This window comes from Ginsengibacter sp., assembly GCF_057362405.1.
Genome location: NZ_JBMQQG010000239.1, coordinates 56446 through 71485, shown reverse-complemented (window position 1 = coordinate 71485; position 15040 = coordinate 56446). Strand labels below are relative to the sequence as shown.

Annotated in this window: 11 protein-coding genes; 8 read left to right on the top strand and 3 right to left on the bottom strand. The window is 37.9% G+C overall.

The window, feature by feature from the left end:
* Nucleotides 1-151: 151 nt before the first annotated feature.
* Nucleotides 152-1063 (top strand): methionine--tRNA ligase subunit beta, encoded by a 912-nt coding sequence (gene metG / locus ACO1O5_RS20480; protein ID WP_486273590.1) that lies wholly within the window; start codon nucleotides 152-154, stop codon nucleotides 1061-1063.
* An 18-nt stretch (nucleotides 1064-1081) separates the two neighbouring features.
* A complete protein-coding gene (locus ACO1O5_RS20475; protein WP_486273588.1) occupies nucleotides 1082-1948 on the top strand; it encodes an NAD(P)-dependent oxidoreductase in 867 nt (288 codons plus the stop codon).
* Between the two features lie 5 nt (nucleotides 1949-1953).
* On the opposite strand, the gene ACO1O5_RS20470 is transcribed toward ACO1O5_RS20475, so the two are convergent.
* Complete coding sequence (locus ACO1O5_RS20470; RefSeq protein WP_486273587.1) at nucleotides 1954-3912, bottom strand: LTA synthase family protein; 1959 nt, start codon at nucleotides 3910-3912, stop codon at nucleotides 1954-1956.
* On the opposite strand from ACO1O5_RS20470, the gene ACO1O5_RS20465 reads away from it, so the two are divergent.
* Together ACO1O5_RS20465 and ACO1O5_RS20460 are read left to right on the top strand one after the other, a co-directional pair.
* A complete protein-coding gene (locus tag ACO1O5_RS20465) occupies nucleotides 3898-4704 on the top strand; it encodes a hypothetical protein (protein ID WP_486273585.1) in 807 nt (268 codons plus the stop codon). The two genes, ACO1O5_RS20470 and ACO1O5_RS20465, sit on opposite strands and share 15 nt — an antisense overlap.
* Nucleotides 4705-4791: 87 nt before the next feature.
* Nucleotides 4792-7170, top strand: a complete 2379-nt coding sequence (locus ACO1O5_RS20460; RefSeq protein WP_486273583.1) for a 3-hydroxyacyl-CoA dehydrogenase/enoyl-CoA hydratase family protein — start codon at nucleotides 4792-4794, stop codon at nucleotides 7168-7170.
* A 49-nt stretch (nucleotides 7171-7219) separates the two neighbouring features.
* Here ACO1O5_RS20460 and ACO1O5_RS20455 read toward each other — a convergent pair whose 3' ends face one another.
* Nucleotides 7220-9394 (bottom strand): T9SS type A sorting domain-containing protein, encoded by a 2175-nt coding sequence (locus ACO1O5_RS20455; protein ID WP_486273581.1) that lies wholly within the window; start codon nucleotides 9392-9394, stop codon nucleotides 7220-7222.
* Nucleotides 9395-9570: 176 nt separating this feature from the next.
* Between ACO1O5_RS20455 and ACO1O5_RS20450 the strand changes: the two genes are divergently transcribed.
* Together ACO1O5_RS20450 and ACO1O5_RS20445 are read left to right on the top strand one after the other, a co-directional pair.
* Nucleotides 9571-10461, top strand: coding sequence for an ABC transporter ATP-binding protein (locus ACO1O5_RS20450; RefSeq protein ID WP_486273579.1), 891 nt, complete (start codon nucleotides 9571-9573; stop codon nucleotides 10459-10461).
* 8 nt (nucleotides 10462-10469) lie between these two features.
* On the top strand, nucleotides 10470-11258 hold the full coding sequence (locus tag ACO1O5_RS20445) for an ABC transporter permease (RefSeq protein ID WP_486273577.1): 789 nt from the start codon (nucleotides 10470-10472) through the stop codon (nucleotides 11256-11258).
* A 97-nt stretch (nucleotides 11259-11355) separates the two neighbouring features.
* On the opposite strand, the gene ACO1O5_RS20440 is transcribed toward ACO1O5_RS20445, so the two are convergent.
* On the bottom strand, nucleotides 11356-12288 hold the full coding sequence (locus tag ACO1O5_RS20440; RefSeq protein ID WP_486273575.1) for a TIGR01777 family oxidoreductase: 933 nt from the start codon (nucleotides 12286-12288) through the stop codon (nucleotides 11356-11358).
* Between the two features lie 96 nt (nucleotides 12289-12384).
* On the opposite strand from ACO1O5_RS20440, the gene ACO1O5_RS20435 reads away from it, so the two are divergent.
* Both ACO1O5_RS20435 and ACO1O5_RS20430 read left to right on the top strand, forming a co-directional pair.
* Complete coding sequence (locus ACO1O5_RS20435; RefSeq protein ID WP_486273573.1) at nucleotides 12385-13902, top strand: hypothetical protein; 1518 nt, start codon at nucleotides 12385-12387, stop codon at nucleotides 13900-13902.
* A 116-nt stretch (nucleotides 13903-14018) separates the two neighbouring features.
* Complete coding sequence (locus ACO1O5_RS20430; protein WP_486273571.1) at nucleotides 14019-14999, top strand: hypothetical protein; 981 nt, start codon at nucleotides 14019-14021, stop codon at nucleotides 14997-14999.
* Nucleotides 15000-15040: the final 41 nt, after the last annotated feature.

The window sequence follows — 15040 nt, the reverse complement described above, 5'->3', positions numbered from 1 at the left end:
GCTGGGCTCGTTGTCACGCAGCGGGATCGTCTCATGATCGGCGTCGAAGCTGATGCCGGCGGCGCAGCGCCCCCCCTCGGGTTTCCAGCATAGGAACAATAGTGAACTCGTTTCCATTTTTGGAAATTTTGTTAATCGCACTTTTGTATTGATGCACAAATTGTGCAAAGGAAAAGTGCCTCCCTTACATGCTGAATCGATCGATGATACTGATAAAAAAATGGTAGCAGAGTTTGAACAAACGAAAATTAAAGTAGAGAATTTATTGGAGCAATTTAAGTTCAGGGATGCGCTTTTTGAAGTAATGGATTTAGCGAGAAAAGGCAACAAATATTTACAGGACAAACAGCCCTGGATTGTGGCGAAGAAGACTAACGCCGACGGGCAACCGACAACACAGGCACAATCTTCAATTGACAATTGCCTTCATGTCTGTTTGCAACTTTGCGCAAACCTTTCAGTATTGATCAATCCTTTTCTTCCTTTCACAGCGAAGAAGATGACTTACATGATGAAAGTTGTTGATAAAATGCTCGATTGGGAAAATGCAGGCAAGCCAAAATTGCTGAGCGTTGGTTATAGCTTGCGGCCGCCTGAATTACTATTCAGGAAAATAGAAGATGAAGAAATAGCCTTTCAGATTGAAAAATTAAGAAGCGGGTTAACTAATGTTGTAAATCCTGCGCAAACTACAATTGATAATAAAAAGGAAGAAAATAAAATGACCCCCGTAAAACCAGAAATTATTTTCGATGATTTTTCAAAAATTGATTTGAAAGTCGGAACTATCTTATCTGCAGAAAAAGTTGAGAAGGCAGATAAACTTTTAAAACTTGAAATAGACTTAGGTTTTGAAAAGAGAACAATAGTTTCCGGAATTGCATTACATTTTAAACCAGAAGAAATTATTAATAAGCAAGTGGTAGTGGTGGCCAATCTTGCGCCAAGAAAAATGAGAGGTATTGAAAGTAATGGCATGATTTTAATGGCAGAAGATCAAGAAGGAAAATTGCATTTTGTGAGCCCGGGCAACGCAATCGATCCCGGGGCTTCAGTAACCTAACCGTTAAACAAGAATATAATGAAACAAAATGTTGGTTTTATTGGCCTGGGAAGTCTTGGTACACCTATCGCCCTGAATTTGATGGAACGCGGACATGCCTTACATGTATACAACAGAACAGTTTCTAAAACCGAGCCACTCACTATAAAGGGCGCTACCGTTTGTAAAAATATTGCAGAAGTTGCCCAAAAATGCTCCATCGTTTTTACCATAGTTTCTGATGATGCAGCTATAGAAGCAGTTTGCGAAGGAGGAGATGGCTTGTTGAAAAACCTGGCGAAAGACAGCATACATGTTTCTATGAGTACCATTCTGCCGGCAACCGCTGAGAAACTTGCTTCACTTCATCAGCAACATCAGCAGCATTATCTTGCGTCACCAGTTTTCGGCAGGCCGGATGCGGCGGTTGCTAAAAAATTAAATTATGTAATAAGCGGCGAAGAAAGTATCAGAAGGCAAATTGAGCCTCTGCTAAAAGATGCCGGAGCAGTAAATGTCTTTGATTTTGGCGACCATATTACGGCAGCAAATACTGTAAAACTTTGTGGTAATTTTTTAATTGCATCCGCTTTGGAAGCTATTGGCGAGAGCATCAACCTTGCTGAGAAAAGTGGTGTAGACGCAAAAAAAATGTGGAATATGTTTTCTCAAACATTATTTAATACGCCGCTGTATCATAATTATAGTAAAATTGTTTTGGACAAACAATTTGAACCTTCCGCATTTACAATAAAGCTGGGATTGAAAGATATGAACCTCGTATTAGAACAGGCTGCAGCAGTGAAACAAACGATGCCACTGGCGCAATTGCTTCAAAAAAATATGAAGACAGTAATTGATAGCGGAAAGGAACACATTGATTGGAGTGCTGTTTCAACAGCGTAAATCAGCTAATACGCTTTTTTGTTTTCGTATTGAATGTAAGCTGTATGTAAAAACGATTTCATTTTAAACAACAGTCGTTCCACATTTTCATCATGGGTATTGCTGATTAAATTATTGGTCCTTTTTTTATCTTGTAAATAATTATAGCAAAACTCAGGTTTGCCCTGTATAACATTAAATCCAAGAACATAGCTGCTGTCAAAATCTTCATAAAGAACATTATTTTCTTTCGCAAAAACCACCCGGCTAGAATCAGGAGGCATATTTAAAAGATCGTCGCCATAACTGATAAAGTCATTTTTATAATTGCCGGAACGCAGAATTGTATTTACCACATCCAGCTGACTTACCGGTGTATGAATAATCGTTTGTGAATATTTTTGAGGATCAAAAATAAACAGGCCAATCCTAAAATTTTTTTCTACATCGTTTTTAAAATTGCTAAAATCTGGGTTCATCCAATGATCAGAACAAAAAATAAAAATCGAATTCTGGTACCAGGGCTGCTTCGAAGCATGATTAAAAAAATCTGCCAGGCACTCATTGTAATAGCTCATCGTTTTCATGTGTGGCGTTCTGTTGATAAGCGGATATTTTTCAACGAAATGTGCGGGAAGATCATTAGGAAAGTGGGTAGAAATATTAAAGTTCACTGCAAAGAACGGCTGAGGTAACTGATCAATTTTTTCCTGCATAAAGTGCAATACATATTCATCATGTAAGCCCATAGTATGCTTTTCCATATTTTGATAACCAGGAATATCCGACATACAATAATAATGCTGAAAACCAAGCCAGTTAACACATTTGGCAAATCCGAAATTATCGTAGCTATCACCAATAAAGAAATTTGAGCTATATCCCTCGCTACTCAAAGCCGCACCAACATGCGTCATGGGTATAGATGTGTAAGCAGAATGATACAACGGAATTTCTGTAATTGTAGGAGTGCCGGCCAGGATAGCCGTAATGCCTTTATTGGAATTATGAGAGTAACTGAAAGCATTAGTAAAGAAAGTACTCTTTGTCACAAGGCTATCGAGAAATGGCATTTTCACTTTGTATTGACTGCCGCTGTCAAAAAAGTCAAAAGGAACACTTTCCATTATGAACAATACAATGTTTTTGGGTTGATTATTTCCAGCAATGTTTTTCTTAATAACAGGCAACCTTTCCGTTTCCCGCATGTTTCTAATGTAGTCTTCACTAAATGCTGTTGACTCATTCTTCCTGCACAGCGTGTAAATAAACTGGTGAAAAGAGTTTTGAATTAAAGGCAATTGATTATAACTTACGTTTACAAGAGGATACGTAGGCAAAAGTTTCTTAGTTCCGCTTAAAAAAATCACAATACAGATTATGGCAAACAAAACAACCGACGCCACTCCATAATTACCCGACTTAAATGATTTGAAAAAAGCCGCCATCCACCTGTACATTAATAATGCAAATAAACAGAACGTAATTATTATAGACACAGCCACCAAAAAATAAGTGGCGTTAACTTCCTCAAAAGGATTGCGAATAACATACAGCAGTTCAGCATCTGCCCTTTGCAGTTTAAAAGGAAAATAAAAAATGTCGGTAACGTTTAACATTATCATAAATGCAAACATTCCACTAAACATAAAATATATGAAGTTCAGGATTACTTTGTTCTTTTTGAATAAAAAAATCAGGATAACCAGGGGCAGCGACAGAAGGGAAATAACAGCAATATCATAGAAGACTGACCATCCTATCACGATGAAGCCTGTTCGAAAATCATCTATCTTCCATCCCTGCCCCGAGTGAAGATTATAAAGAAAAAATATACATTTTAGCAGGCTGAGTAAAATAAGTAATTTTATTAAAAACTTAAAAGCAGGCTTAAACATGAGCCACGAATATTGAATTTTTAGAATACCGGGAATCTTTAAAGGTTTTTTCGGTTGATAAATGAAACCCTCATGAAAAGTAAGCATTATTTTAGAAATAAATACTTTATCGGGCTTGCTGTAATTCTTATTCTTTTATGCGTTGACATTTTTTTTCACAAAGGGATGACCCGGGTTTTAATTCCTGACTCATTCGTTAAAAATATTGCTCCCGCAGATTTTCCTCATTGCAACAGCAACCTCGTCGTGCCGTCTAAAAACTGGGTAAAGGCTGTGGACAACGAAGCCGTAATGAACAAGTTAGCCCCAAATACCGGGGGATTTGAAATAGATGTTTATTTCGACACAACGATTCATTCGTTTTATGTATATCACGATTCAACCGGCATATCTTCTTTAACAATAGATCACTTGCTTGATATTTATAAAAGCAGAAATTTAACCGCATCAATTTGGTTCGATTTTAAAAATCTCAATTATTTCAACCAGGTTGCATCTGTTAATGCCTGCCTGGCGCTGCGAAAGAAATATGACCTGGAAAACAAGCTAATCATAGAATCGTCGCAAATCGCTTATTTGCCCCTATTTTGCGAAAATGGTTTCTTCACAAGTTATTATACCCCTTACTTTAATCCTTATCAATTGAAAGAGGGTGATCTCAAAAAAATTATCGATACCATTTCCTACAACCTAAAACTTTACCCGGTTTGTGCGCTGTCCGGATATTATTTTCAATACCCGTTTCTAAAGAAATATTACCCCCATTATCCTATTCTCACGTGGGCGGTGAAAAACAATTTCAGCCTGGTTTCTGTTATTTTTAACAGGCACCTGGACAATGAATCCCATTTAAAAATTATTCTGTATCCTCAAAATTAATCGGGTTAATTTTTAATTTTCTTTTGCCACACTAAAAAGTGATAATTTCGGGTTTGTAAATAGTTGTTTAACTAACCAATTTATAAGATGCAAAAAAGAACGATAAAAAAAGCGGCGGTTTTAGGAAGCGGCGTAATGGGAAGCCGTATTGCATGCCACTTTGCAGGAATTGGCTTACAGGTTGTATTACTCGATATTCCAAGCCCGGCAAAAGAAGGAGAAACAAAACCTGACCGTAACAAGATTGTAAACGACGCATTGGCTACCGCTATAAAATCTAATCCGTCACCCATTTTTACAAAGGATGTTATTAAGAATATTACGACCGGTAATTTTGAAGACAACATGAAAGAAATCGCCACATGCGATTGGGTTATCGAGGTTGTTGTTGAAAGGCTGGATATAAAAAAATTAATTTTTGACCAGGTTGAAAAGTTCCGAAAACCCGGAACACTAGTTACTTCCAATACTTCGGGCATTCCTATCCATTTAATGACGGAAGGAAGAACTGATGATTTTAAAAAGCATTTTTGCGGAACCCACTTTTTTAATCCGCCAAGATATTTAAGGTTGCTCGAAATTATTCCAACACCAGATACAGATCAGGAAGTTGTTGATTTCTTAATGCATTATGGTGATTTGTATCTTGGGAAAACAACTGTTCTCTGCAAGGACACTCCTGCATTTATTGCCAATCGCATTGGGGTTTTCAGCATCATGTCCATATTCCATATTATGGAAAAACTTGGTTTAAGTATAGATGAAATTGATGTACTAACGGGACCGGTTATTGGAAGACCAAAATCTGCAACATTCCGCACAGCCGATGTGGTAGGAATAGATACACTTGTAAAAGTGGCCACAGGCGTAAAAGATAATTGTCCGAAAGATGAAGCAAAAGAAACATTTATTATTCCGGACTGGTTGCAAAAAATGGTAGATAATAAATGGCTCGGTGATAAAACAGGACAGGGATTTTTCAAGAAAACAAAAGGGATCGGCGGGGCTAAAGAAATATTAACGCTTAACTTAAAAAACTTTGAATACGATCCACGCAACAAACCAAAGTTTGCAACTCTTGATGCGGCAAAACCAATTGATGAGTTAAAACAAAGATTGATAGTTCTGGCTGCCGGCAAAGATAAGGCCGGTGAGTTTTACCGCACATTTCACTACAATCTTTTCTCTTATATTTCACATCGTATTCCGGAAATCAGCGATGAAATTTACCGGATTGATGATGCAATGAAAGCAGGCTTCGGATGGGAAATAGGTGCATTTGAAACCTGGGATGTACTAGGAGTAAAAGAAACGACCGAAGCAATGAAAGCTGCCGGCTACAAAGTAGCATCCTGGGTAGATGATTTTCTAAACGAAGGTAATTCTTCATTTTATAAACTTGAAAACGGGAAACGTTTATACTACGACGTTAGCTCCAAAAATTATGTGATGCTTCCAGGGGGCAATTCATTCATTATATTAGGTGACCTTACCGAAAAAACCGTCTGGAAAAACAGCGCCTGCAATTTATACGACCTCGGAGATGATGTTGTTGGATTGCAGTGGAATACAAAAATGGGCAGCATCGGTAGTGAAGTGCTGGAGGCCATAAATAAATCTATTTCCATAGCTGAAGAAAAATACAAAGGACTGGTAATTGCCAATGAAGGCCCTCAATTTAGCGCAGGAGCTAATGTAGGAATGATCTTTATGTTGGCAGCAGAACAGGAATATGAAGAACTGGATTTGGCAATAAGGATGTTTCAAAATACAATGATGAGGGTAAGATACTCTTCGATCCCTGTGGTGGTAGCACCACATGGTTTGGCATTGGGGGGCGCATGTGAGATGAGCTTGCATGCTGATAAAGTTCAGGCTGCCGCTGAAACCTACATAGGGTTGGTTGAATTAGGTGTTGGCCTCATTCCCGGCGGAGGAGGAACAAAAGAATTTGCTTTGAGAGCTGCTGACGAGATGCATGAAAACGAACCCGAGACAATTACCCTTCAAAAAAGATTTCTTACCATAGGAACCGCCAAAGTTTCTACATCGGCTTTTGAAGCTTATGATTTGGGCATATTACGGAAAGGTATAGACGAAATAAGCATGAACCAGTCAAGAAGAGTTGCAAATGCCAAACAAAATGTTATTGAACTTTTTGATAGCGGCTACACAATGCCGCTTCAAAGAACCGATATAAAAGTATTGGGGCGTTCTGTTCTCGGGATGTTATATGCAGGTATCAACGGAATGTACCGTGGCAATTATATAACGGACCATGATGTAACTATTGCAAAGAAACTGGCTTATGTAATGTGCGGTGGCGATCTTAGCGAACCAACATTAGTAAGTGAACAATATTTATTAAACCTCGAAAGAGAAGCCTTTTTAAGCCTTTGCGGCGAAAAGAAAACGCTGGAGCGTTTACAAAGTGTTTTAAAAACCGGGAAGCCTGTAAGAAACTGAAAAAAAGCCGGGGTATTAGCCCCGGTTTTTTTATCAGAATAAATTTCTTTTATTTTTTATTAATAATTAATTTTTCAACCGCATCAATAGATGAAGAATTTACTTTTACAAAGTAAAAAGATGCCGGCATTTTATCAATTCCATCAATAGATAAATAATTCTCCCCTTGCTGCAAAGCAAATGTTTTATTGATGAGCGTCTTCCCCGCATTGTCAATTATTTTAATGGCGACCGGTTCATTTTGAGCAGCAATTAATTTTAACGTCAGATCGTTATAAGCCGGGTTCGGATACATTAATATTACCTTATTTTGTGAATCGCTTCTTTGAACACTTAAAATTTTACTGTAAAAAAATCCACCGTTATCATCGAACATTTTAAGCCTGTAAAAGTTTTTGGGAGATTTAGTAGGATGTATGTAATTATAATTTGATACACCATTTTGATAACTAACGGTCGTTAGTTTTGAGAACGAGATCCCATCCATACTGTATTCAAGTTCGAAGCTTTTTAAGTTTATTACGTTATCAATCTTCCATTGAAGATTGACTGAGTTATTATTTGAAGTGGCTAAGAAATCGGTTAGTGTTACGGGAAGTGTGCCACAGGGCGATCCTGGATTAATTGCATTTATAAATGCCGGCGGACCAGACAAGGTAATTACCTGGCCTGCATTGCCGGGAGTTGCTCCATAGCTATTGTCAATATTGCCTGCGGCTGAAAGGGATCTTGTTAATCCATTATCTCCACCGGAAATATCTGTTGACTGAAATGTTCCATTAGAGATAATAACGCCGCCGCCACCCCCGCCGCCAGGACCATAATCAAAATAATTTGTCATATCACCACCACTTCCTCCAATAGCAGATGCAGTAATATTATTTAATCCAATTGGGCCAGGGCCTGTTGTAACCATTATTATAGTGCCACCTGCTCCGCCGCCGCCTGCGGCATCGGTTTGTGCAGGAGTATACGTGGCAGTAACTCCAGGAGCATTAGACCCATTTGCTAGAACACTTCCGTTACCTGCATATTGTGTTGCTCTCACTAATATAATTCCACCTCCGCCGCCGCCGCTACAGTCATATTCATTAGACGAAAGACTATTATTCGCTGAGCCCGCTCCACCGCCACCGCCCATACAGAATCTAGAGGTTGATGCTTGCGCAAAAGCAGATCCTCCATAACCTCCCGTTGGGTACGTAGTTACATCGCCACTGGCGCCATGCCATCCGCTGCCACCATTCCCCCCGTTTCCTCCATTGCCACCGCCGCCGCCACCCGAGTTATATTGATTTAATAATGGATCTCCATCTGTTGCGCCGCCACCAGCATTTCCCGGTGCGCCTCTTCCCATACTTCCTCCAATATAACCCTCAACCGTACCCGTAGTAGTTAATGTTGTTCCATTATCAAAATAAAAAGCTGGCGTGCCTGCAATACCTTCACCTTTAGCACCCCCGGTCAAGTCTGCCGCATTCGTTATAGAAGATTCCCACTTATAGTCTGTGTTGGCTAATGTACCTGTACCATTGCTGTTCCCCGCAGTTGCCCCCGTTAGATTTTTACCTCCTCCCGCTCTGAAGCCTTTAAAACTTACATCAATGGATCCACTTAGTGTAAACTTATCATTAACATCAATCCCTACTACTCCTCCCGTATGTCCATTCCATGAAGGGCATGTAACAGAAGCTCCCGTTTTAATTTTAAAATCATAATATCTTGGAATTCTAATTACCTCGTACCGCTGAATTGAATTTGTAACTGAAAAATCCCGGTCGAAATAACTATTGGCTAACGGGTAGCTAAAAGTAATAGCTGAACCGGCAATCGCTGAAACTGTATTGTATTCGTAAAATCCGGCTTGAAGATTTGAACCAAGATAGCCTGAAGCAGGAGCACCGGCAATATTATCCCCATAAGCATCATTGTTACTTGTGCTTATATCAGCGCCTTGTAATTGAATTATTAATACAAGATCACCAGCCGAAATAGGTGTTGCATTACCTCGTGAATCGACCGAACCAACTGTCATTGTCATTGTGCCGGCTAGCGGATTACCCGTTCCGGGATAATAAGTATTCACAATGTTGTTCGCGATTGAAATAGTAACTGAACCGCTGGAAGGTGGCACACCGCATTGGGCATTAACTTCATTGCAATAAATGACTGCAATAAAAATGAAAAGAAAGCATAGGTGTTTTGAGTAAAGTTTTTTGATCATTTTGGAGCATTTTAATCAGGATGAATTGTAGGAGTACCGCTTTGAATTACATAAGCCGTTGTATGTTAATAATCTATAATCACTAAAAATAGTGAATTTTTATATCAAAAAATATTAAACGGCAATTTTCTTTCCGCAGTTGTACCTTTAATTTTTTATAACAATTGTAACAGCTTATGCCAATTCTTACTGTAGAGAATTTGTCCAAGTCTTATGGAAAAATCGATGCATTAAAAAAAGTGAGTTTTTCGGTTCCCGAAGGTTCTGTATTTGGAATACTGGGACCTAACGGTAGCGGTAAGACGACGATGCTTGGGACAATTATGGATATTCTGAAACCAACTTCGGGCACCTATAAACTTTTTGACGAAGTGCCCACCGAACTGCACCGCCGAAGAATTGGAACTCTTTTAGAAACGCCTAATTTTTATCATTATCTCTCCGGTGTTAAAAATCTTGAGATAGCAGCCGAAATAAAACAACACGGTAAAGAAGATATTCCCCGGGTACTGGAAATGGTAGACCTTACCAAACGAAAAGATTCTAAATTCAGTACATACTCATTAGGAATGAAACAACGGCTTGCTATTGCATCGTGCCTGCTGGGAAATCCCAAAGTGCTGGTATTTGATGAGCCTACTAACGGTCTGGATCCCGTCGGCATTGCTGAAATAAGAGACCTCATGAAAAGGCTTTATAGTGAAGGCAAAACAATTATAATGGCGAGCCACCTTCTTGATGAGGTGGAAAAAGTTTGTACACATGTTGCCATTTTAAGAAAAGGTGAATTAATTACCTCTGGTGATGTAAACGAAATTTTATCAAACGAAGACATGGTGGAAGTTGGAGCAAAGGATGCAACCAAATTAATAGATGTGCTACAGAAGATGCCCAACCAAACCAGGGTTACTAAAGAAGGTGGTACAATAAAAGTGTTTTACCCGGTTGGTACTGCAGACCTTGAAGCAATAAATAATTTTTGTTTTAGCAACGGCATAATTTTAAATCATCTTATTCTTAGAAAGAAAAGCCTTGAAGCGAGGTTTTTTGAACTCACCAATAACTAATACAAGGCATGGTACACTTATTAAAAATTGAATGGCTCAAAGTAAAAGACTATAAAGCATTCTGGGTTTTTACAATTCTATATTTCTTCGCAATACTTGGCATCAACTATACTGGTTATTACGTAAATGAACTATCTGTTGAAAATTTGCCGCAAGCTCAAATTCTTCTTGGCACTCCATATGCATTTCCTAAGGTGTGGCAAACAGTTGGCTTTATGAGTAGCTGGCTTTTATATTTTCCGGGTATTCTTTTTATTATGTTGTTAACGAATGAATTTAATTTTAAAACCCACCGGCAAAATATAATTGATGGATGGACACGCATGCAATTTGTTTCAGTAAAATTTGTCTTTGCCATCTTGTTCGCCGTTGTAGCAACATTTTTTAATTTTCTCGTCGCGTTACTTTTTGGTTCACTTACAACCGGATCTTCCTTTGGCTTTGAAGGCATGGAAAATGTCGGTTACATTTTTATTCAAACTGTCGCCTATATAACCTTCGCCATGTTTCTTGCAGTGCTCTTTAGAAGAAGCGGGGCGGCAATCGCTGTGTTTTTTTTATACGGTTTAATTTTTGAGTTCATTTTCACCATGTTGATCAATCATAAGTTCGACTTATCACCCGTTGGATATTTTTTACCACTACAGGTTACTGATGTAATGCTTCCTATTCCGTTTGGAAATAAAATAATTTACGATCATGCACCTGACATGTGGGTACTGGTAGTTGCCAGCCTGACCTATATTTGCGGCTATTTCTTTTTTGCAATGAAGAAGTTCACAACAGAGGATTTGTAATTAAGTTATTCCATTACGATAAGTATGGCGCAAAGAATACAAAAGAAATTAAAAGTAGAGAAAGACGAGTATGCGCCTGCCGGATTCAGCTAACAATTTATTTAGTTGATAATTCTTCAATCGCAGATTCAACAGTTGGATATAAAAAAGTAAAGCCCGTTGATTTAATTTTTTTATCACTAACGGTTGCACTTTTTAAAATTTCCACACTGCGTTTACCCATAACTAATTTCAATAAAAAAACCGGAACATGAACGGGGATAAAGAATTTATTCTTCAACTTTTCAGCAATTAATAAAACCAGTTTTTTATTAGAGACAGGCAACGGTGCAACGGCATTGTAAACACCATTTAGTTCCCTGTTTTCCATTGCCTCAATATACATTCGGCAAACATCATCTATATGAATCCAGCTTATTATTTGGTTGCCACGTCCTAAAATAGTGGCAAAACCAAATTTCACCGGCGTTTTAAATTCTTTATAAGCGCCACCTTCATTACTTAATACAATGCCTGTACGAAGTTTTACCAATTTTATCTTCATTTCAGAAACGGGCTCAACGCTGCATTCCCATAAAAGGCATGTTTCTCCCAGAAAACTTTTATCGGCAAGGTCAGTTTCAATAAATCCTTCTTTGCGCACAAGCGGATCAGCATCGGCCCCATACCATCCAATTGCAGATGCTGACACAAACGACTTCACCTGGTTTGAATTTTCCTTCAAGGCTTTAATGAGTAATCCGGCGCTTTTTACGCGGCTGTCAACTATTACTTTCCTATATTCCTTTGTCCATTTTTTATCCATAACTCCTGCACCTGCCAAATGAATAATATAATCTGCTTTTCGGATTACGCCGGCATCGATTACTTCGTTTTTTATGTCCCAAAAGCTGTAGGAGATTTTTGGATTTGCTGAGGATTCATTTTTGCGGCGGGTTAAAATAATTACTTCATAATTGCGATCAATTAAATGGCTTGTTAATTTTTTTCCAATGAGCCCGGTACCGCCTGATATTAAAACTATAGCCATTTTTTTTATCGTAAATTAGTAATTGATCAAAAGTAAATTATTTCATTTTAGTGTTAAGGTAAAAGCATTTACTTTTAATAAGTCAACAGAAATTTTATGAAGAACATTCTCGCCTATTTTATTTTCAGCTTATTTTCTTTGCCGGCAATTTCGCAACAAATAACATATAGCCAGCCTGATGCCGATGATACGCGTACACTTGATTTTGACATAATAGGGAAAGTAGCAGGTAATTTTCTGGTATATAAAAATATCAGGAATAAATACGCAATAAGCATATACGATAATCAAATGAAATCGAAGGATAGAGTAGATCTTGACTTTATGCCCGACAAAACTATTAACGTGGATTTTGTTGCTTATCCCGACTTTGCTTATATCATTTACCAGTTTCAAAAAAGAAGTACGCTGCATTGCATGGCCGCTGCTATAGATGGCAACGGAAAATTATTGAAGCCCCCTTTTGAAATTGATACGACACACATCAATTTTTTTGCTGACAACAAAATTTACAGCACCATAAACAGCGAGGACAAGTCTAAAATTATGGTTTATAAAATTCAGAAAAAGAACGACAATTTTAGTTTTACTACCTTACTTCTGAACGACAGTCTGCAGCTGTTGCATAAATCGAGAATTGAAACTCCTTACGAGGAACACAAAGATATTTTCAGCGATTTTTTCGTTGACAATTCCGGGAATTTTGTTTTCACCAAAGGCACTAAATTAAATTCAAGGGATTATCTTCAAAAGTTAATGCTCGTTACGAAAGGCCCGCACGACGATAACTTCACTTTAAATGAATTGAACCTTTCAGGAAATTATCTTGATGAAATTAAATTGAAAGTTGATAATGTTAACCAGCAATATCTTGTCAATTCTTTATTTTATAAAAAGAAAAATGGCAATATAGAAGGTCTCTATACAGCCGTGTGGAGTAAAAAAAATGACGCATTGGTTTCGCAAAACTTTGAAGACTTTGGCGATACCCTGAGAGAGCAGGCAAAGTCTGAAGGAAGCACCAGGCTGGCGTTTAATGATTACTTTATAAGAGATGTTATTCTTAAAAAAGATGGTGGATTTATTTTAACTGCCGAAGACCACACTACTCAATCACGTGGTAATCCGTGGAATCGTTATGATTATTTATATGGCTATCCTTCTTTTTCACCATTTGATTCATATTACCTTTACTCGCCGTCTTCTTATTGGTATTCGGGCCGGTATCCGAACTATTATAATAATGCGGGCCAGGTTCGGTACTATTATCAAAACATTGTTGTACTTGATCTTAATAATACAGGTAATTTAATCTGGGACAATGTCATTCATAAATCACAGTTTGATGATAACACTGATAATTTTCTCTCTTACAGCATCATGTTAACGGGCGGCGAATTGCACTTTCTATTTAATGAACTGGAAAGGCGTAACCAACTTATCAACGATCAAACGGTTTCTGCCGACGGAAAAATTACCAGGAATCCACCACTAAGAAGTCTTGATCGTGGCTATGAATTTATGCCGAGATACGCGAAGCAGGTAAGTTCTTACCAGATAATTGTACCATGCATGTATAGGAATTATATTTGTTTCGCAAAAATTGAATATTAATTTTTCTGTGAGACAAGAGAATTGTACTCAGTTCGTGTCTTCATTTCGTTTATTGAAGAGTAATTGCATAACCCACTTTAAATTTTTATTTTTACCCTTCATTCTAACTCCCATTTGTGACAGGCACTTTCAAGGCTAATAATCCTTTTAATACTTTCATGCTTCTTGTATATGGCTTGCTTTTGAAGCTGGTGTGGTTTATATCCCCTCAAATTCCTGTTATCGAAAAATCAGATGGCTTCTTGTATAACAAAATTCTTGCAACCCTGAAGCCGGTATTCGATGTGTACCCTATCATCTATTCCATCATAACTTTTATATTATTATACACCCAGGCAATAAGTTTTAACAGGCTTCTTAATGACAGGAGGCTTATGCAAAAACCTAATTACCTGCCCGCGATGAGTTATTTGCTTATTACTTCATTTTTTGCGGAATGGAATATTTTAAGTGCACCACTGGTAATAAACACTTTACTTATTTGGGTTTGGGCCAAAATGAGCAGTCTTTATAATAATCCGGAGGCTAAATTAACCCTGTATAACATTGGTATTGTAATTGGCGTTACCACCTTTTTTTATTTTCCGTCGCTTGCTTTTGCGCTGATGATAATTTTTGCATTATTAATAACGCGTCCACCAAGAGTTGCGGAATGGGTTATCGCAATTTTAGGAATCGCAACACCGTGGTATTTCCTTTTTGCGTGGTTGTTTCTCACCAATAAATTATATGGCTTTGGCGTTTCGGGCATTCGCATAGATTATCCATTATTTGCCAAAAGCAATGCGCAATACATAGGAATAATCCTGATACTTGTAACGGCTATAATTGGGGGTATTTTTGTTCAGGCAAACTTGAGAAAACAAATTGTGCAGGTCCGTAAAAGCTGGGGTCTTATAGTGTTGTACCTGTTTGTTGCTTTATTTATTCCTTTCATTAACAGCACCCTCAATTTTCAATATTGGATTTTGGCCACCGTCCCCCTTTCAGCATTTATTGCCTGTTTCTTTTTCTACCCAACTAAAAAATGGATTGCGCTATCTATTCATTGGATTATGGTTGGTTTTGTAATTTATATGGCAATCACAAAAAAATAATCTTAGTACTTTTGCTTTTGCAAAATCAATAAATACAAATA